Origin of the sequence: Streptomyces sp. NBC_00443 (genome assembly GCF_036014175.1) — a bacterium.
In the GTDB taxonomy this organism is placed as follows: domain Bacteria; phylum Actinomycetota; class Actinomycetes; order Streptomycetales; family Streptomycetaceae; genus Streptomyces.
The window spans coordinates 8,166,230-8,183,340 of record NZ_CP107917.1 but is presented as its reverse complement, the minus strand read 5'-3'; the positions used below and the strand labels follow the sequence as shown (position 1 = coordinate 8,183,340).

Annotated in this window: 17 protein-coding genes and 2 pseudogenes; 9 read left to right on the top strand and 10 right to left on the bottom strand. The window is 70.5% G+C overall.

What is annotated here, in order from left to right:
- Position 1: 1 nt before the first annotated feature.
- Together OHO27_RS37295 and OHO27_RS37290 are read right to left on the bottom strand one after the other, a co-directional pair.
- A complete protein-coding gene (locus OHO27_RS37295; protein WP_328429345.1) occupies positions 2-1,414 on the bottom strand; it encodes an MFS transporter in 1,413 nt (470 codons plus the stop codon).
- Positions 1,411-2,613, bottom strand: coding sequence for an alpha/beta fold hydrolase (locus OHO27_RS37290; protein WP_328429344.1), 1,203 nt, complete (start codon positions 2,611-2,613; stop codon positions 1,411-1,413). The genes OHO27_RS37295 and OHO27_RS37290 overlap by 4 nt, the downstream gene beginning before the upstream one ends.
- A 108-nt stretch (positions 2,614-2,721) precedes the next feature.
- Between OHO27_RS37290 and OHO27_RS37285 the strand changes: the two genes are divergently transcribed.
- The gene (locus tag OHO27_RS37285) at positions 2,722-3,339 is read left to right on the top strand and encodes a TetR/AcrR family transcriptional regulator (RefSeq protein WP_328429343.1); all 618 of its coding nucleotides are present in this window, start codon (positions 2,722-2,724) and stop codon (positions 3,337-3,339) included.
- Between the two features lie 53 nt (positions 3,340-3,392).
- Here the strand turns inward: OHO27_RS37285 and OHO27_RS37280 are convergent, their stop codons facing one another.
- Positions 3,393-3,800 (bottom strand): DUF2690 domain-containing protein, encoded by a 408-nt coding sequence (locus tag OHO27_RS37280; protein WP_328429342.1) that lies wholly within the window; start codon positions 3,798-3,800, stop codon positions 3,393-3,395.
- 43 nt (positions 3,801-3,843) lie between these two features.
- On the opposite strand from OHO27_RS37280, the pseudogene OHO27_RS43275 reads away from it, so the two are divergent.
- Positions 3,844-4,008: pseudogene (locus tag OHO27_RS43275) on the top strand (porin PorA family protein); the annotation flags it as partial.
- A 6-nt stretch (positions 4,009-4,014) separates the two neighbouring features.
- A pseudogene (locus tag OHO27_RS43270) lies at positions 4,015-4,367 on the top strand (peptidoglycan-binding protein); the annotation flags it as partial.
- A 20-nt stretch (positions 4,368-4,387) separates the two neighbouring features.
- Here the strand turns inward: OHO27_RS43270 and OHO27_RS37270 are convergent.
- Entirely contained in the window at positions 4,388-4,810 is a 423-nt protein-coding gene (locus OHO27_RS37270) for a secondary thiamine-phosphate synthase enzyme YjbQ (protein WP_328429341.1), read from the bottom strand.
- Between the two features lie 144 nt (positions 4,811-4,954).
- On the opposite strand from OHO27_RS37270, the gene OHO27_RS43265 reads away from it, so the two are divergent.
- The 5 genes from OHO27_RS43265 to OHO27_RS37250 all read left to right on the top strand — a co-directional run bounded on the left by OHO27_RS43265 (position 4,955) and on the right by OHO27_RS37250 (position 9,233).
- Positions 4,955-5,038, top strand: a complete 84-nt coding sequence (locus OHO27_RS43265) for a putative leader peptide (RefSeq protein WP_349817350.1) — start codon at positions 4,955-4,957, stop codon at positions 5,036-5,038.
- 190 nt (positions 5,039-5,228) lie between these two features.
- Positions 5,229-6,119 carry an ABC transporter permease gene (locus OHO27_RS37265; RefSeq protein ID WP_328429340.1) on the top strand — a complete coding sequence of 297 codons (891 nt, stop codon included), beginning with the start codon at positions 5,229-5,231 and terminating at the stop codon, positions 6,117-6,119.
- Positions 6,092-6,886: an ABC transporter ATP-binding protein gene (locus OHO27_RS37260; RefSeq protein WP_328429339.1), complete on the top strand. Its 795-nt coding sequence runs from the start codon at positions 6,092-6,094 to the stop codon at positions 6,884-6,886. The genes OHO27_RS37265 and OHO27_RS37260 overlap by 28 nt, the downstream gene beginning before the upstream one ends.
- A gap of 26 nt (positions 6,887-6,912) precedes the next feature.
- Positions 6,913-7,938 carry an ABC transporter substrate-binding protein gene (locus OHO27_RS37255; protein WP_328429338.1) on the top strand — a complete coding sequence of 342 codons (1,026 nt, stop codon included), beginning with the start codon at positions 6,913-6,915 and terminating at the stop codon, positions 7,936-7,938.
- 209 nt (positions 7,939-8,147) lie between these two features.
- Positions 8,148-9,233 carry an NAD(P)-binding domain-containing protein gene (locus OHO27_RS37250; RefSeq protein WP_328429337.1) on the top strand — a complete coding sequence of 362 codons (1,086 nt, stop codon included), beginning with the start codon at positions 8,148-8,150 and terminating at the stop codon, positions 9,231-9,233.
- A 314-nt stretch (positions 9,234-9,547) separates the two neighbouring features.
- Here OHO27_RS37250 and OHO27_RS37245 read toward each other — a convergent pair whose 3' ends face one another.
- The 4 genes from OHO27_RS37245 to OHO27_RS37230 all read right to left on the bottom strand — a co-directional run bounded on the left by OHO27_RS37245 (position 9,548) and on the right by OHO27_RS37230 (position 13,075).
- Positions 9,548-9,823, bottom strand: a complete 276-nt coding sequence (locus OHO27_RS37245) for a hypothetical protein (RefSeq protein WP_328429336.1) — start codon at positions 9,821-9,823, stop codon at positions 9,548-9,550.
- A 114-nt stretch (positions 9,824-9,937) separates the two neighbouring features.
- Positions 9,938-10,159, bottom strand: coding sequence for a transposase (locus tag OHO27_RS37240; RefSeq protein ID WP_443059658.1), 222 nt, complete (start codon positions 10,157-10,159; stop codon positions 9,938-9,940).
- Positions 10,160-10,374: 215 nt separating this feature from the next.
- Entirely contained in the window at positions 10,375-11,229 is an 855-nt protein-coding gene (gene mltG / locus OHO27_RS37235) for an endolytic transglycosylase MltG (protein WP_328429335.1), read from the bottom strand.
- A gap of 43 nt (positions 11,230-11,272) precedes the next feature.
- The gene (locus OHO27_RS37230; protein WP_328429334.1) at positions 11,273-13,075 is read right to left on the bottom strand and encodes an ABC transporter ATP-binding protein; all 1,803 of its coding nucleotides are present in this window, start codon (positions 13,073-13,075) and stop codon (positions 11,273-11,275) included.
- Between the two features lie 94 nt (positions 13,076-13,169).
- Between OHO27_RS37230 and OHO27_RS37225 the strand changes: the two genes are divergently transcribed.
- Positions 13,170-13,619 (top strand): MarR family winged helix-turn-helix transcriptional regulator, encoded by a 450-nt coding sequence (locus OHO27_RS37225; RefSeq protein WP_328429333.1) that lies wholly within the window; start codon positions 13,170-13,172, stop codon positions 13,617-13,619.
- 87 nt (positions 13,620-13,706) lie between these two features.
- Here OHO27_RS37225 and OHO27_RS37220 read toward each other — a convergent pair whose 3' ends face one another.
- Positions 13,707-15,173: a cation:dicarboxylate symporter family transporter gene (locus tag OHO27_RS37220; RefSeq protein WP_328429332.1), complete on the bottom strand. Its 1,467-nt coding sequence runs from the start codon at positions 15,171-15,173 to the stop codon at positions 13,707-13,709.
- Between the two features lie 198 nt (positions 15,174-15,371).
- Positions 15,372-17,075 (bottom strand): peptide-N4-asparagine amidase, encoded by a 1,704-nt coding sequence (locus OHO27_RS37215; protein ID WP_328429331.1) that lies wholly within the window; start codon positions 17,073-17,075, stop codon positions 15,372-15,374.
- Positions 17,076-17,111 lie beyond the last annotated feature (36 nt).

Below are 17,111 nucleotides of genomic sequence, written 5' to 3'. Positions count from 1 at the left end.
GTCACTCCTTCGCTGTGGGCTCCGCGTCCGCACTGGACTCGGCGGACGCGCTGGAAGCGGCGGACGCGCTGGACGTCGCCGGGTGTGCGGCGAGCAAGGTGAGGGCGTCCCGGTCGGGTCGGATCAGGAGCGCCGAGACCACGGCACCGGCGATCAGCAGACAGGCGGCCAGGTCGAAGGCCTGACCGTAGCCGGCGGCCTCGGTGGGCGCCGCGTCGATGATCCGCCCGGTGACATAGGGGGCGAGCAGGCTCGAGAGGGCGGCGAGGGCGTACGAGAGGCCCAGGGCGGCGCTGCGCCGGCCGGCCGGGCAGATGTCCGCGATCGCCGCGTTGGTCAGGGGGGTCTGTCCGTTGCCCGCGGAGAACGCCAGGACCAGCAACGGCAGCAGGAGGGGGGCGGGACCGGCCCGGGTCGCGAGTAGCAGACACATGCCGGCGAGAAGCGGCAGCAGCGCGCCGATCAGTCCCTGCGCGACCCGGGCGGTCACCCCTCTCCGCAGCAGCCGGTGCGCGACGGCTCCCGCGGTGAGGACCAGGACGGCCATGGACAGGGCCGGCAGCCCGACGATCCCGCTGATCTCCGCGTCGCTGAAGCCCACCTGGTCCTCCAGGAAGAGCGGCAGCCAGGCGAAACCCAGGGAGAGCGTCCACATGACCGCGAAGGTGGAGAAAGTGGCCCCGAGCCAGGTGCCCGTTGTGACGATGCGCCGGAAGGGGACCGTGGGGCGCGCCCCGTCGGCGGAGACCGTCGGGACGCCCCCTGCCGACGGTTCGTCGTCTGCCGGTCCGGGGCCCAGGTGTGCGGCGTACGGCCCGCCGCCGCCGACCCGCAGCCAGACCAGGGTCCACACCACGCCGGCGGCCCCGAGCAGGCCGAACGCGGCCCGCCAGCCGAGGGTGTTGGTGACCAGGACGACCAGCGGGGCGGCCAGGACGGTGCCCCCCGCGCCGCCCGCGACCACGACGGCCGAGGGCAGCGCGCGCCGCTTCTCCGGAAACCAGGTGAACGCCGTGTAGTTGGCCAGCGGGAAGCCCGGCCCCTCACCCGCACCGAGCACGACCCGGGTGGCGACGAGGGCTCCGAATCCTGTGGCGGGGAGGAGGATCGGCAGTTGCGCCGCCGCCCAGACGAGGGCGAGCACGGCGAGCAGGGGCCGGGGGCGGATGCGGTCGCCCAGGAAGCCGACCGAGACGGCCGAGAGGCTGAACAGGAGGTAGAAGCTGCTGGCGATGACGCCGAACTCGGTGGCGGAGAGCCCGAGGTCGTCCTTGATGGGGCCCGCGGTCAGGCCGAGGACGGCCTTGTCAGCGGCGTTGACGACGATGAAGAGCGCCAGCAAGGCCAGGACGGTGCGGGCCCGGCGGCGGGTGCCGTCCGCCGTGGCCGACCGGGTGTCCGCCCCAACGGTCATGCGCGGGCCAGACGTTCGTCGAGCCAGTCGAAGACCCGCTGGTGAAAGCGGAGTGCCGCGCCCTCCTGACAGTGTTCGCCGGCCCCTTCGGCGACGGTGAACAGCATCAGCTCCTTCGCGCAGCGCAGCGCCTCGTGCACCCGCCGGGCCTCGCCGTGAAAGGCCAGGTCGTTCTCCGCGTCGAGGACGAGCGTGGGGCAGGTGATGTGCGCGGCCGCGGTGTCGAGGTTGTACGGCGCGCAGGCGCGCAGCGCCTCGGGGGGCGTCTTGGCCCCGAAGACCCACATGCCGTGCCGCAGGAACCAGCGCGCCTGGGTGCTCTGGGCCATGCTGACGGCCAGCGCGGGCCCGGCCACGTCGTCCCGGCCGTCCGTCACCCACTCGCCCAGGTAGGGCGGAATGCCGCGAAGGGGGACCTCGTAGAAGTCGTAGACCCCGTTGTGCAGGACGCACGCGGCGAAGCGGTCCTCGAAGGCCGTGGCGCGGGCGGCCAGCAGTCCGCCGAAGCTGGTGCCGAACAGCACAAGCCTCTCAGGGTCCACCTCCGGGCGGGTCAGGGCGTGGTCCACCACGGGCGTGACCACGTGTTCCCAGTCCGGCCGGAAGACCAGTCCCTGCTCCCGCCGGACGGACTGCTGGCCGGGGCCTTCGAAGGCGAGGACGTGGTAGCCGCGGCGCAGTGCCCCGCCGGCCGCCATGAAGTACAGCTCCTCCAGGGTGGAGTCGTATCCGCCGTGGTGGATGACGGTGGGCCGGCTGCGGCCCGTGCCGTCGACGAGGAACAGGTATCCCGGGAGGGTGGTGTCCTCGTAGGGGATCCGCAGGGGTACGACCGGAGTGTCGAACAGCTGTGCCGCCTGCGCGAAGGTCTGCCGCGAGCACCGGGCGAGGCGGGCCGACTCGAGGTCGGCGTCCCGGTCCTCGACGCGGAAGAAGTCGGCGGTGCGGTAGTAGTTCGAGGCCCGCAGGAGGGACTCGCGGGCGCTGACCCGGTGGCCGGCGGCGAGTGCCTCGGCACCGACACGGTGGAGGCGTTCGGCGACGGCGGTCCACCCCCGGCACCAGGCCTCCTCGTCGCCGTCGGGGATGTTGCGGCAGGCGGCCAGGACCTCGCCGAGATCGGCGCCCGCGTAAGCGGCGTGCCCGGCCGTGCGCAGCGCCTGGAAGGAGAACGCCGCGTCGTCGAAGAGGAACTTCATCGGGACCCCTTTCGAGATGGAACGGAACAGGGCCGTTCCGTCTCGCGCCGGAACGTACACCCGGCCCGGACGGAACGCAACCGTTCCGTTCGGTGTTAATCTCCCGCAGTGGAATCGACCAGCCGTGACGACGTCGACCGCAGGCCCACGGGCTCCGCGGTCCTGCGGGAGTCCGTGACCGAGACGATCAGGCGCGCGGTGTTCGAGGAGCTCGCCCAGACCGGGTTCGCCCGGATGTCGATGGAGGCCGTGACCCGCCGGGCCCGCGTCGGCAAGGCGGCCCTCTACCGCCGCTGGCCCTCCAAGGAGGCGATGGTCGTGGAGCTGGTCTCCGAGGCCGCCGCCGAACACCTCCCCGCGACGGCCGACTCCGGATCACTGCCCGACGACGTCGAACGGTTCGTCCGGGACACCATGGCCGACCTCCGCCATCCACTCGTCGGCCGGATCGTCCCCGACCTGGTTGCCGAGTCGGCCCGCAACCCCTCGCTGAGCGCCGCGCTCCACGAGGCGGTCCTCGCCCCCCGGCGCGCCGCGGTGGCGACGGTGCTGCACCAGGCGATCGACCGCGGAGAGCTGCCGGCCGACATCGACATGGGCTTGGCCGTCGACCTGTTCGGCGCCCCGTTGTACTTCAGGATGCTCGCGGTCGGCGGACCCACCGACGACGCCTACGTCGCCCGCCTCACCCGCGCCGTCCTCTCGGCACTCGCCGCCAGCCGCTGAGCGAGGCCCTAAGGCGCGACGCACTCGCGCGCGTCACCGGACGCGGGCATGAGTCAGGCGTGCAGCGCCGAGAGCTGTCGTGCCGGGACCATCTGCGTGAAGAGGTACCCCCTGGCGTCGAACTTGTCGGCGACGGCGGCCCGTTGGGGCGGGCTTCCGGGTGCGGTGATCTCGACGCGATCGCCGACCCGGGTCTGCCAGATCCGCGTCCAGGCCGCATCGCATCGCGCGCTGAACCTGATCTCGAGCCCGGCTCCCGCGCGGGTGCGCCAGCCGGCCAGCGTGCGCGCATCCCGCCCGCAGGCCATGCTCTGCGGATCTCCGCCCTCGCAGGCCTGTCCACGACAGCCCGGGGGCGGAACCGACACCGTCGTGGCCTCACCGGGTGACACCTCCCCTTCCTGCAGCCAGACCATCCCCACCGCAAGGGCGACGGCAGTCCCGACCACGAGGGCCGTCACACGCCGCGCCGTCCGGCCGACCTTGGGGGACTCCGCCGACGCCCCGCGCGACGCGCCGGAGTTCGTCACCGGCCGGTGGGTCACCGACCGCAGGACCAACAAGCCCGTGCACTGCTGCGAGGAGAAGCCGTACCACGAGGGCGAGGCCTACCTGAAGATCCCCTTCGACGTGCAGAAGCGTCCCTACCGCTGGTGGGACAACACCCTCTTGTGATTGGTCATCGAGAAGGTCTCGGCCGCGATCTGCCGCCACCACGGCTGGAGCGAACGTTCCGTCATCGGCCACGAGGAGTGGGAGCCGGGCAAGCAGGACCCGCGCGGCTCCCGATGGACGTCATGCGCTCCCGAATCGCGGACCGCCTGCGGGGCAAGCCGGGCGGCGGCGGAGGCTCCGACCCCCGGCCCCAGCCCCGGCCCGAGTACGAGGCGCTCCCGGGCGCCGGTTCCTTCCAGATCTGCCGCCGCGACCCGCTGATCACCGCCATGGGCAAGCGCCTGGTCGCGGAGGGCTGCGGCCGTTACGAGGAGGGCCCGAGCCCCGCCCGCCGACAAGCGGGCAGACGGTCGCCAGGACAGTCCCGTTCGGTTCACCCCATGAAGCTCAATCGCACCTGACGGCTCGGATTATCCCTATTCGTATCCACGAGACACACCGACTGCCACGTCCCGAGCTCCAGTTGCCCGTTCAGCACCGGCAGCGTCGCATGCGGCGGGACGATGGCCGGGAGGACGTGGTCGCGGCCGTGGCCGGGACTGCCGTGGCGGTGCTGCCAGCGGTCGTCGGCGGGGAGCAGGGTGTGCAGGGCGGCCAGGAGGTCGTCGTCGCTGCCGGCGCCCGTCTCGATGATCGCGATACCGGCTGTGGCGTGCGGCACGAAGATGTTCAGCAGGCCGTCGCGGCCCGGGGCCACGTCCCGCAGGAAGGCCTCGCATTCGCGGGTGACATCCACGACCCGCTCCGAGGAGCCGGAGGCGACGTTCAGAACTCGGGTGGTGAAGGCGTCTGACATGTTCTCCATCCTCGCCCATCCACCGGAGTTCACGCGCGAGGACACGTGCGGGGGCGGCTGAGTGACGGCCGGGCCGTGATACCCGAGGTCCACTTCGCGAGACACCGTTGACCGTCACGACGCCATCTGGCTACTTTCAGCGGCATGTTGCGTTCAGCCCTGCTCACCACGCGCGGTCACATCGACCTGCTGCGGGTGGCCTCCGCCGCGTGTCGCCGCGGCTGCTGACGCCCTTTCCTCACTTCCCTCCGCGTTCCTCGCGCCTGCACATCCCCCTGCCCGCACGCCAGATGTCCTGATCGGTTGATGCCCTGACCGGTTGATGCCCTGACCGGTTGATGGCCTGACCGGCATCCGGCGCGGCGGGACCGCGGCACGGCGCGTCTCCTCACCTGCCGTTCTCCTCCCCTGGAGCATCATGACCATCAGCCATGCCCCGCCCGGCCCGCTGAAATCCGATATTTCGGATACAGCCGACCTATCCAGCACCACCGAGGGCCCCTCGCCCGACCTCGTCCCCCTCGTCCCCACCTCCTCCCGCCGCACCCGTGTGCCTCGCTGGCTGCGTCGCACCACCGGACCGCTGCTGCTGCTCGCCCTCTGGCAACTCCTCAGCAGCACCGGTGTGTTGACCGCGGACGTGCTCGCCTCGCCCGGCCGTATCGCGCAGGTCGGGGGTGATCTGATCGCCGACGGATCGCTGCCGTCCGCCATGGGCACCTCGCTGCAGCGCGTCGCGCTCGGGCTGCTCCTCGGCACGGTCGTCGGTACCGGACTCGCCCTGCTGTCCGGGCTGTTCAGGGTCGGTGAGGACCTCGTCGACGCGCCCGTGCAGATGCTGCGGACCGTGCCCTTCGTCGGGCTCATCCCGCTGTTCATCATCTGGTTCGGCATCGGCGAGGCGCCGAAGGTCGCCATCATCACGCTCGGCGTGACGTTCCCGCTCTACCTCAATGTGTACGCCGGAATCCGTGGTGTGGACGCCCAGTTGATCGAGGCCGGGGAGTCCCTCGGGCTGTCCAGGTGGGGGCTCGTACGGCACGTCGTACTGCCCGGTGCGCTGCCGGGTGCCCTGACCGGCCTGCGCTACTCGCTCGGCATCGCCTGGCTCGCCCTCGTCTTCGCCGAGCAGGTCAACGCCGACTCCGGCATCGGGTTCCTCATGGTGCAGGCACGTGACTTCCTGCGGACCGACGTGATCGTGGTCTGCCTGGTCGTCTACGCCTTCCTCGGCCTGCTCGCCGACTTCATCGTCCGCTCCCTCGAAAGGCTGCTGCTGCAATGGCGACCGACGTTCACCGGCCGGTGAGCCCCACGGCCACCGGGGCCGCGCCGACCACCCAGGCCGTGCAGGCCACCGCGCAAGCCACCCCGGCCGTGCACGTCGAGGGGCTGACCCGCTCCTTCGACGGGCGCACCGTCATCGACGACCTCCAACTGGACGTCCTCTCCGGCGAGTTCGTCGCTCTCCTCGGCCGCAGCGGCTGCGGCAAGTCCACACTGCTGCGCATCCTCGCCGGCCTCGACCACGACATCGAGGGCACCGTCCTGGTCCCTCGCCGCAAGGCCGTCGCCTTCCAGGCGCCGCGACTGATGCCCTGGAAGAAAGTGTGGCGCAACGTGCTGCTCGGCCTGCCGGGCAAGCCCGGTCGTGCCGTCGCCGAGCAGGCGCTGAAGGAGGTCGGTCTGGACCACCGTACGGACGCCTGGCCCAAGACCCTCTCCGGGGGCGAGTCCCAACGGGCTTCCCTCGCACGGGCGTTGGTCCGCGAGCCGGATCTGTTGCTGCTCGACGAGCCGTTCGGTGCGCTCGACGCGCTCACCCGGATCAAGGCCCAGCGCCTGGTCGGTGAGTTGTGGCAGCGGCGCAGCTGCGCGGTGCTGCTCGTCACGCACGACGTGGAGGAGGCCGTGCTCCTCGCCGACCGCGTCCTCGTGATGGACGACGGGGTGATCGCGCACGAACAGCGCATCGACCTCGACCGGCCCCGCGGCATCACCGACCCCCGGTTCGCGGAACTGCGCGCCGGACTCCTGGAGCGACTCGGTGTCGACACCGCCGCCGAAGCCGCCTGAACCAACCACCCCGGAACGGAACCATCATGCGACGACGTCTCGTCCCCGCCGCGCTTCTCCTCCCCCTCGCGCTCCTGCTCACGGCCTGTGGCGGGAACTCGTCCGCCGGCGCGGGGTCCGACACCGACGGCCAGGGCTCGCTCACCCTCAACGTCGGTGACCAGAAGGGCGGCTCGGAGGCGATCCTGCGCGCCGCCGGAGAGCTGGAGAACCTCGACTACAAGATCAAGTGGTCCACCTTCAGCTCCGGTCCGCCGCTTCTGGAAGCCGTCAACGCAGGCGCCGTCGACATAGGCGGTGTCGGGAACACGCCGCCGGTCTTCGCGGCGGGTGCGGGCTCGAAGATCAAGGTGGTGGCGGCCTGGCACGGCACGTCCAAGGGCGACACCATCCTCGTCCCGAACGACTCGAAGCTGTCCGGCACGGCGCAGCTCAAGGGCAGGTCCGTCGCCGTGGCCCAGGGTTCCTCCGCCCACTACCAGCTGGTCGCCTCCCTCAAGAAGGCCGGGCTGAGCCTGAGCGACGTGAAGGTCAAGTACCTCCAGCCCGCCGACGCGCTGGCCGCGTTCACCTCCGGCAAGGTCGACGCGTGGGCGGTGTGGGACCCGTACACCTCGCAGGTGCTCAAGGCGAAGCAGGGCCGGGTCCTGACCACCGGCGACGGCATCACCAATGGGTTGACCTTCCAGGTGGCGGCGCCGAGCGCGCTGCAGGACAAGAAGAAGGCCGCCGCCGTCAAGGACTATCTGGAGCGGCTGCGGCGGGCCCAGCAGTGGGTGTACTCGCACGAGGACGACTGGGCGAAGGTCTGGGCGAAGGACACCGGGCTGCCCGAGGACGTGGCGCTGGCCGCGGTGAAGCGGACGTACACCACCCGGATCGCGGTGGCCGTCGACAAGCCGCTCATCACCTCCGAGCAGGAGATCGTCGACACCTTCGCCGACCTGAAGCTCATCCCGGACAAGGCCGACTTCGGCGGCTTCACCGACACCCGGTTCAACGGCGACCTCCCGCCGTCGACCGCCACGCCCCGTCCCTCGGAAGGCTCGTGACAGTGGCCGAATGTCTCCCCCACGGTAGCTCCCGGGTCGTGGGCGGGCGCTGATCTCTCGGGCTCCTCGGGCTCCTCGCGCTCCTCGCGCTCCTCGCGCTCCTCGGGCTCCTCGGGCTCCTCGGGCTCCTCGGGCTCCGAGTCTCCGGGACCTTCCGGGCCTTCCGGATCCTCGGGAAGATCCACGGCCTCGATGCGGTTAGTGGAAACGTGAATGATGCCGAGGCGGTCAACTTCGTCGACGTGGTCGTCATAGGCGCTGGTCAGGCCGGACTGTCCAGCGCCTATCACCTGCGGCGCACCGGCTTCGAGCCGGACAGCGACTTCGTCGTGCTCGACCACTCCCCCGGTCCGGGCGGTGCCTGGCAGTTCCGGTGGGCGTCGTTGACGTACGGCAAGGTCCACGGGATGCACGCGTTGCCCGGCATGGAACTGACCGACGCCGACCCCGAGCGGCCGTCGTCCGAGGTAATCGCCGAGTACTTCGACCGCTACGAGCAGACCTTCGACCTGCGCGTCCGGCGCCCCGTCGACGTGCGTGCCGTACGCGAGGGCCCGGATGGCCGGCTGCTCGTCGAGAGCTCGGCGGGACCCTGGTCGACGCGGGCGCTGATCAACGCGACCGGCACCTGGGACCGGCCGTTCTGGCCGCGCTATCCCGGCCAGGAGACGTTCCGGGGACGGCAGGTGCACACCGCCCACTACCCCGGGCCACAGGAGTTCGCCGGGAAACGGGTCGTCGTGGTGGGAGGCGGCGCCTCCGGAACCCAGCACCTGCTGGAGATCGCCCGGTACGCGGCCACCACGACGTGGGTCACGCGACGCCCGCCCGTGTTCCGCGAGGGTCCCTTCACCGAGGAGTTCGGCCGGGCGGCCGTCGCGCTCGTCGAGGAGCGGGTCCGGCAGGGGCTACCGCCGAAGAGCGTCGTCTCGGTCACGGGTCTACCTCTCAACGACGCCATCCGGCAGGGGCTCGCGGACGGAACCCTGGACCGGCAGCCCATGTTCGACCGGATCACGCCGGACGGCGTGGAGTGGAACGACGGGCGCCGCGTGGACGCCGACGTCATCCTGTGGGCCACCGGCTTCCGGGCCGCGATCGACCATCTCTCCCCCCTCCGCCTGCGCGAGCCGGGCGGAGGCATCCGCGTCGAGGACACACGCGCAGTCGCCGATCCCCGCATCCACCTGGTCGGCTACGGCCCCTCCGCCAGCACGATCGGCGCCAACCGAGCCGGTCGCGCGGCCGTACGGGACATCAGGCGGTTGCTGGCGGAGGAGCCTGTGGCGGCGTAGCGGGGTGGGGCGGGCGTATCGGGGTCCGCGGCGTGGCATCCCGCCGGGGAAGCCCTCCGACAGGCGTGTCGCGCGCCGGCCCGTGGCGCCGAACGGTGCAGGGTGGGCGAGCCAGCCGCCCCTGATGATGCGGCGGGCCGGTCCCCGCGTGACGCCCCGCCAGGGCAACCTTCCCGCCGGTGCACGTCCGACTGAGGCACCGGTCGGAGCCGGGCGGGCACGCCGTGGCACTGAGGTCGCGAATGGGCCAGGCCGCACTCACATGCCGCGCCGCGTCGCAGGGCCTGGAGCATCTCTTTCGGATCATTTTCGGATCATGCTTGGACGGCGTCGTCCTCTGCCCGCACCCAGTCCAGTTGCGCGTCGCTCAGGAGGGGATCGAACCCCTCGGGGAACATCAGCATGCGCGGCTGTGGCCACATGTTCTCGGACCCGTGCTCTTTGCAGTGCAAGACCACGAGATGGGGCCCTTCTCCGCAAGCCTCCTGCCAGTAGACGCGGTCATGGGACTGGCAGAAGTACCAGAACACCGTGCAGTCGTCCTCATCAGCGGGCTCGTAGAAGCCGGGGTCACGGACGATCTGCGTCACCGGCTCCTGCCGGTTGAACGGCGGGATGGGCCGAGGATCACACCACAGCAGTCGAGGAGGAAGCACGCGATCATTCTGTCCTCACGGCGACTTCGCGTCAGCGTGCGGACCAGATCAAGATGCCTGCGAGATGGAGCGCGGCCAGGTAGATGGTGGCGGTCTAACTGCCCGGATGCCGCGGCGCCGCAGGCTGGTGCGGATGGCGCGGGATGAGTAGGCCTTGTCCGCCAGGACCGCCTCTGGTGTCGTCCCTGGCCGTCCGGTCGGCCGAGGGTCCCGTAAGCGGGCCATGACCTGGGGGAACGCGGGTGCGTCACCCGCCTGGCCCGGCGTCATGCAGAAGGCCAGGGACCGGCAGCGGCTGTCGGCGCGTGCTGGTGAGCGCGGACGACAGCGGAGTCCACCGCGACGATCCAGTCGGGTAAGAGAAGTCCGGCTGCCGCCCGTGTACGCGCGCCGGCCGCACGCCCACGCCAGCCACGACACACCCCCGTCGACTCACTTCGTCGGCTCACTTCGTCGGCTCACTTCGTCGGGCTCACTTCGTCGGCTCACTTCGTCGGCTTCGGGCTCGCCTTCTCCTTCTGCTGGGCGTTGAACTCGGCCACGTTGCGCTGGTGTTCCGAGTAGTCGGCCGTGAAGCGGGTGTCGCCGGGCTTGACGGTGACGAAGTAGAGCCAGTCGCCCGCGGCCGGATTGATCGCGGCGCGCATCGCCTCCTCGCCCGGGTTGGCGATCGGCGTGGGCGGCAGGCCCATGCGCTGGTACGAGTTGTAAGGGCTCGCGATCCGCGTGTCGGCCTCGGTGGTCCTGAGCGTGGAGCGCTTCAGCGCGTAATTGATGGTGGAGTCCATCTGCAGCGGCATCCCGCGTTCGAGCCGGTTGTAGACGACCCGGGCCACCTTGCCCATGTCGGGCTTGGTGGCGGCCTCGGCCTGGATGATGCTCGCGATGGTGACCGTCTGATAGACGTTCATCGCGTGGCGCTGCGCGCCGGCGGCGATCGGGGCGCCGCCGAACTTCTTGGTGGCGGTGTCGACCATGGCCGACAGCAGAGAGTCCGGCGTGGCCTTCTTCCCGTCGCGCTCAAGTGGATACGTCGCAGGGAAGAGGTAGCCCTCGGGATTGCCGTCGGCGTCGTTCGGCAGTTTGAGGTCGAGCTTCGCGAGGGACTTCTTCGTGGTCCCGGCCGGCAGGGTGAGCGCCTTGTCGACGGCGGCATAGACCTGGCTCGCGCGCCATCCCTCCGGGATCACCAGCGTGGTGGGCTTCGCCTCCTCCTCGTCCACGCTCAGCAGCGGCACCGCCACGGCGGTGCCGGCCACGACGGCGCCGGCGGCGATGAGGGCGATACGACCCCGGCGCGTCAGTCGAATCGTGCTCCGTGACGGAGTGTTCAAGTGCATGCGGGCACGGTAACCCCCACATGCTTACAAACCCGGCATAACGTCACCCCGTCGGCTCCAGTTGGGCGTCTCGGCGGACCAGCCCCGCATACCGCCCGCCCTGCTCCAGCAGCTCCTCGTGGGTACCCCTTTCAGCCACCCGTCCCGCATCGAGCACCACGATCTGGTCGGCGCCCCGAACGGTGGACAGGCGATGCGCGATGGTCACCGTGGTGCGGTTGGCGGACAGGGCGTCGATGGCCTCCTGCACGGCATGTTCGGTGCGGGTGTCCAGGGCGCTGGTCGCCTCGTCGAGAATCAGGACCGGCGGGTCACGCAGGATGGTGCGGGCGATGGCCAGGCGCTGCTTCTCGCCGCCGGAGAAGCGGTGGCCGCGCTCACCGACGACCGTGTCGTAGCCGTCGGGCAGGCCCGCGATGTGGTCGTGGATCTGGGCCGCCTTCGCCGCCGCGTGCAGTTCCTCGTCGGTGGCGTCCGGCTTGGCGAAGCGAAGGTTGTCGGCGACCGAGGCATGGAAGAGGTACGTCTCCTGCGACACGACGCCCACCGCGCGGGCGAGGGTGTCGAAGTCAAGGTCGCGCACATCGACCCCGTCGAGGGTGACCCGGCCGCCCGTCACGTCGTAGAGCCGCGGCACGAGGTGGCCGAACGTCGACTTCCCGGCGCCGGTCGGGCCGACGACCGCGAGGCTGCCGCCCGCCGGGACGGTGAGGTCGATGCCGTCCAGGATCGGGCCGCTCTTGCCGTCGTACCGGAACTCGACGTTCTCGAAGCGGACCTCGCCCTTGACGCTGTCGAGGCGGGTCGGGTTCTCCCGCTCGGTGATGTCGATGGGCAGGTCGAGGTATTCGAAGATGCGCTGGAACAGCGCGAGCGAGGTCTGGATCTGGACGCCGGTGGACAGCAGGCTGACCGCCGGGCGGAAGAGGCCCTGCTGGAGCGAGACGAACGCGACGATCGTGCCGATCGAGACCTGCGGGCCGCCGAGCTGGAGGGCCATCCCCGCGGTCCAGTAGATGAAGGCGGGCATGGCGGCCATGACGATGGTGATGACGGCCATGCGCCACCGGCCGGCCATGTTCGACCGCACCTCGAGGTCGACCAGGCGCTCGGACTCGTCCGCGAAGGTGCCGGTCAGCGAGTCGGAGCGGCCCATCGTGCGGCCGAGCAGGATGCCGCTGACCGAGAGCGACTCGGTGACCGTGGCCGCCATCGCGGCCATCTGCTTCTGGCGCTGGGTTGTGATCTTCTTGCGTTCGTTGCCGACGCGGCGGCTGATCCAGACGAAGGCCGGCAGCAGGAGCAGCGAGACGACGGTGAGGCGCCAGTCGAGGGCGATCATCGCGATGATCGTGGCGACCACGCTGGTCAGGTTGGAGACCAGGGAGGTCGCGGTGGAGGTGACGGTGGCCTGCATGCCGCCGATGTCGTTGGCGATGCGGGACTGGACCTCGCCGGTGCGGGTGCGCGTGAAGAAGGCGAGGGACATGCGCTGGAGGCGGCCGTAGACCGCGGTGCGCAGGTCGTGCATGACGCGCTGGCCGACCGTCGTGGAGATCAGGGTCTGCAGCACACCGAAGACGCTGGTCAGGACCGCGCTGAGGATCATGCCGAGCGCGAGCAGGCTGAGCAGGCCGGTGCGGCCCTGGGGGATGGCGACGTCGAGGATCGCCTTGAGGAGGAACGGTGTGGCGACGCCGACCAGCGACGACGCGCCGACCAGGAGGCCTACGACGGCCAGGCGGCCGCGGTAGGGACGGAAGAGCTTCAGGATGCGGCGCACCTGCCGTGGCTGTTCCGGCTGCTCGGCGAGTGGCGTCCGGGTGGGTTCGTTCTCGGGATGCATGGGCTCCTACGGGAGGTGTGGCGATGCGGACTGACGGAGCTTAGCTCATTGTTACCTATGCTCACAATGAATGTAGTCCTGATATTGTTCCCGCATGACCACCCCCGATCCCGACGGCCCGCTCGCCGAGCAGCTGCTGCGCTTCACCCGCCGGGTGCACCGGATCCAGAAACGCCACCTGCACGAGTGCGGCCTGGGCGTCACCCCGGCCCAGTCCCGACTTCTGCGCACGCTCGCGCACTACGACTCGCCACCCCGGATGGCCGATCTCGCCGAGCGCCTGGAGGTGGTCCCGCGCGCGGTGACGACGCTGGTCGACGGGCTGGAGGCGAGCGGGAAGGTCCGGCGGGCGCCCGATCCGACCAACCGGCGGGTGATCCGGATCGAACTCACCGACGACGGGCGTAAGGCCCTGCGGGAACTGCACGGTGCGCGCCGGTCGGCCGCGCAGGAGATCCTGGCGCCGCTGACGGTCGAACAGCGAGAGGTGTTGGGCGAGTTGCTCGACACACTGATCGACGGGGCTGCCGACCGGCGGTGTTGAGCGGCCCTGCCGAGAGGGCACGTGAAATGGCCGCGGCCACCGCTCCAGCTGCTGGAGTGGTGGCCGCGGCCATGGCGATGGGTGGGCTCAGCCGGCCCCGGAAGCCGTCTCCTTTGCGCCCTGGGCCGGCACGGCAACAGGGGCTTCGGGCCCCGGAGCCTCAGCTCGGGAGGTCGCCGGCGTCTCTGGCGTCTGTGGCGTCCCTGACTTCCCTGGCGTCCCAGGCCGGGCCTTCTGCGGCTCCTCGTCGTCCAGCTCGACCACGATCTCGCCGTCCAGCACCTTCTTCGCCCGCTCCTTGTCGAGAGCCCCTTCCCAGCGGGAGACCGCGAAGACGGCGACGCAGTTGCCGAGCAGGTTGGTGACGACGCGCATCGAGTCCATGATGCGGTCCACGCCGAGGAGGAGAGCGACGGCTCCGGCCGGGATGGCGCCCAGCGAGGAGGCGGTCGCGGACAGGGCGAGGAAGGCCGAGCCGGGGATGCCCGCCATGCCCTTGCTGGTCAGCATCAGCACCAGAACCACGGTGATCTGCTGACTGAGGCTGAGGTCCACACCCACGGCCTGGGCGATGAACAGCGTGCCGATGGACAGGTAGAGCGAGGCACCGTCGAGGTTGAAGGAGTAGCCCGTCGGCAGCACCAGGCCCACGGCGTCGTCGCGGGCGCCCGCCTTGCGCAGCTTCTGCATCACCCGCGGCAGGACGGACTCGGTGGAGGCGGTGCCGAGCGCGAGCAGCATCTCCTCACGGATGTAGCGCAGGAACTTCCAGAGGCTGAGCCCGGTGACCACCTTCAGGGCGACGGCGAGCAGCGCGATGAAGAGCGCAGCGGCGGCGTAGCACAGGACGATCAGCTTGCCGTACGTCTCGATGACGCCGAGCCCGTAGTTGCCGATGAGGACGGCCATCGCGCCGAACACCGCGATCGGGGCCAGCCGCATGACGAAGCCTACGATCGCGAAGATGATCTCCTGGGCCTGTTCGATGGCCGGCAGCACCTGCGGCACCTTGGTGTGACCGAGATGCAGCAGCGCGGCACCCACCAGGCAGGCCAGGACGAGCACTTGGAGCAGAGAGTTCTCCGCGAAGGCCCCGATGAACGAGGTCGGGATCGCCTCCAGCGCGAACTCCGTCGTCGAGGGCAGCTGCCCGCCGCCCGTCTTCGCGTCGACCGCCGAGGCGTCGAGTGTGGACGGATCGACGTTCATCCCGGAGCCGGGCTGGACCACGTTGGCGGCGAGAAGGCCGATGACCAGCGCGAGCGTGCTCGCGACCTCGAACCAGATCAGCGCCTTCAGCCCGATCCGGCCGAACGCCTTCAGATCACCGGCCTTGGCGATGCCGACGACGACCACACAGAACACCAGCGGCGAGATGATCGTCTTGATGAGCCGGATGAAACCGTCGCCGAGCGGCTGGAGGTCCGCGGCGAATCCGGGCCACAGCTTCCCGACGACGACTCCGAGCACGAGCGCGCAGGCGACCTGCGCGAAGAGAGAGGTACGCAGTGTGCGTGCGACGCGTCGCGGAAGGGACGGTACGGACGGCGGCACGGGAACTCCTTGGGGACGGCGGCACACAGAAGCCCCAATGGACGACGGGGACTTCTGCCATACGGAAAGCGCATTCCGTGCCGATCACTTTGGGGGTGATGTTGGTCCCGCACAAGACCGCCGCGTTGCATCCGTGTAAATCACGTCCCGCGTGACGCATCGCACACAACTCGCCTGAGCAGCCCCTGCCGACCCGCCTCAACAGCCCTGGCGATCCTCGGTGAGCACCCCTTGGACGCTGGTGACGGAACGGTCGTAACAGCCACCCGAGCCGCGTGAGCCGCCCAGGCCGCCCGATCCGTACAGCCGGAAGCGCTCGCTCGTCGTGCCGACCGCGTGGCGCTGGTCGCGTGGCACGTTCAACGTCCATGCGGCGTCGCCCTCGACGGTGTCGTCGAGCCACGTCCACGCGGTCCGCCGTCCGTCTTCGGTCGCCACGACCGCGGCGCGGTCACCGAGAGTCAGCACGGTGCGCAGCCGGTCGTCCGCGCCGATCGTGATCGAGCCGTCCATGGTGTACGTCCGCTGCGTGCGCGTCGTCCGGGCGGGCCCTCGTCCGTCAACGGTCACGGACTGGTCGTCCGTCCAGGTGGCGTCGAGGGAATCCAGGTTCTCGCCGTCGGTCCAGCGGTGCGCGGAGCTGTTCGCGAGCGAGCGGCGCACGGTGGTCGTCACCCGGCCGTGCGAGGTGTCGACGTATCCGGCGACGGTCAGCCGGTGACCACCCTCGGTGTCCACCCGGTGCTCCGAACCGGGCCTGTACGTCGAGGAGTTGGCGAGTTCGCCGACCTTGTGCACGGTGAGCCTGCCGGTGACGTGTGCGCTCTTAGCGTCCTGCCGGACGAGGACGTTCACGGGCGCGCTCCAGCCGCTCTGCCCCTCCGGAACTCCGACGACGGAGACCTCGACGCGGTGCGGCCGCCCGTCGTTGAGGAGTCCCGCGAACGGCGTCAGGTCGTATTCGATCGGCTTGACGTCGAAGGCCCGCGGCCCCGGAGTGACGTACCAGAGGAAGGGGTTGGACCAGCCACCCGTCCAGACGTGCGGGAACGGCGCGGCGATTCCGGCGAGTTGACCGTCGACCTTGATCTGCACCTCACGGTAGGGACCGCCGTCGGCCTTGCAGGAATACGGCGCCGACTCGGGCGCGGACAGATACCAGAACTCCTCGCAGCCGCCGCCGGAGCCGGTCGCGTACACCTCGGCGACGATGCGTTCGCTGTTGCGCGGGGTGGTGAGCGTGCCGTCCCTGAGGGTGAGCACGCGATCGGGGGTACCGGCGGCGGGGCGGCCGACGTAGAACGTCAGCGTGACCTTGACGTCGATGACGCCGGTGTAGGTGTCGTCGACGACGTTCCCGATGAGCATCTCGACGTCCTGGCTGCGGCGGAAGGTGTCGCTGTACCGCGTGACGTCCTTCTCGACGGACCACTCGATCCCGTCCGGTGACGGCTCGGGGGTCGACGTACGGAAGACCTCGACCCCGCCGACCTGCAGATGGCCGAGCCGGTCGTACTGGCGTCCCTTGACCTTGCCGTCCATCCGCAGCACGACCTTGCTCCAGCGGCTGCCGCAGCCTTCGGGCGGTGTGTAGGTGCCCTTGTACGGGGTGAAGTCGCGGAACTGTGCCTCGGCGACGGTGACTTGGCAGGACTTGCCGGAGGGTTTGGTGACGGGCGGCGCGGCGGTGAGGGGGTCGTGCCAGTCGGAGCCGAACTCGGCGGGGACGTTGGTGGGGGCGTCGGCGCCGGCACCAGCGGGTTGGGCCGCGGGGGCGGGGGCCGCGGGGGCGGGTTGGGCCGCGGGGGCGGGTTGGGCCGCGGGGGCGGGGCTCGCTCCGAGGAGTGTGCTCGCCAGGAGGGTCGCTCCCGCGAGCATGGACATGGCAATCCGTCTCTTCATGGCCGGTGTTCTACGGCGAGTCGGGCATCCTCCGCA

Excerpts from the sequence above, each read along its gene's own strand:
- OHO27_RS37295 (WP_328429345.1), bottom strand. The coding sequence starts at position 1,414 with ATGACCGTTGGGGCGGACACCCGGTCGGCCACGGCGGACGGCACCCGC.
- OHO27_RS37290 (WP_328429344.1), bottom strand. The coding sequence starts at position 2,613 with ATGAAGTTCCTCTTCGACGACGCGGCGTTCTCCTTCCAGGCGCTGCGC.
- OHO27_RS37270 (WP_328429341.1), bottom strand. The coding sequence starts at position 4,810 with ATGTCAGACGCCTTCACCACCCGAGTTCTGAACGTCGCCTCCGGCTCC.
- OHO27_RS43265 (WP_349817350.1), top strand. The coding sequence starts at position 4,955 with ATGTTGCGTTCAGCCCTGCTCACCACGCGCGGTCACATCGACCTGCTG.
- OHO27_RS37265 (WP_328429340.1), top strand. The coding sequence starts at position 5,229 with ATGACCATCAGCCATGCCCCGCCCGGCCCGCTGAAATCCGATATTTCG.
- OHO27_RS37260 (WP_328429339.1), top strand. The coding sequence starts at position 6,092 with ATGGCGACCGACGTTCACCGGCCGGTGAGCCCCACGGCCACCGGGGCC.
- OHO27_RS37255 (WP_328429338.1), top strand. The coding sequence starts at position 6,913 with ATGCGACGACGTCTCGTCCCCGCCGCGCTTCTCCTCCCCCTCGCGCTC.
- OHO27_RS37240 (WP_443059658.1), bottom strand. The coding sequence starts at position 10,159 with ATGACGCCGGGCCAGGCGGGTGACGCACCCGCGTTCCCCCAGGTCATG.
- mltG (WP_328429335.1), bottom strand. The coding sequence starts at position 11,229 with ATGCACTTGAACACTCCGTCACGGAGCACGATTCGACTGACGCGCCGG.
- OHO27_RS37230 (WP_328429334.1), bottom strand. The coding sequence starts at position 13,075 with ATGCATCCCGAGAACGAACCCACCCGGACGCCACTCGCCGAGCAGCCG.
- OHO27_RS37225 (WP_328429333.1), top strand. The coding sequence starts at position 13,170 with ATGACCACCCCCGATCCCGACGGCCCGCTCGCCGAGCAGCTGCTGCGC.
- OHO27_RS37215 (WP_328429331.1), bottom strand. The coding sequence starts at position 17,075 with ATGAAGAGACGGATTGCCATGTCCATGCTCGCGGGAGCGACCCTCCTG.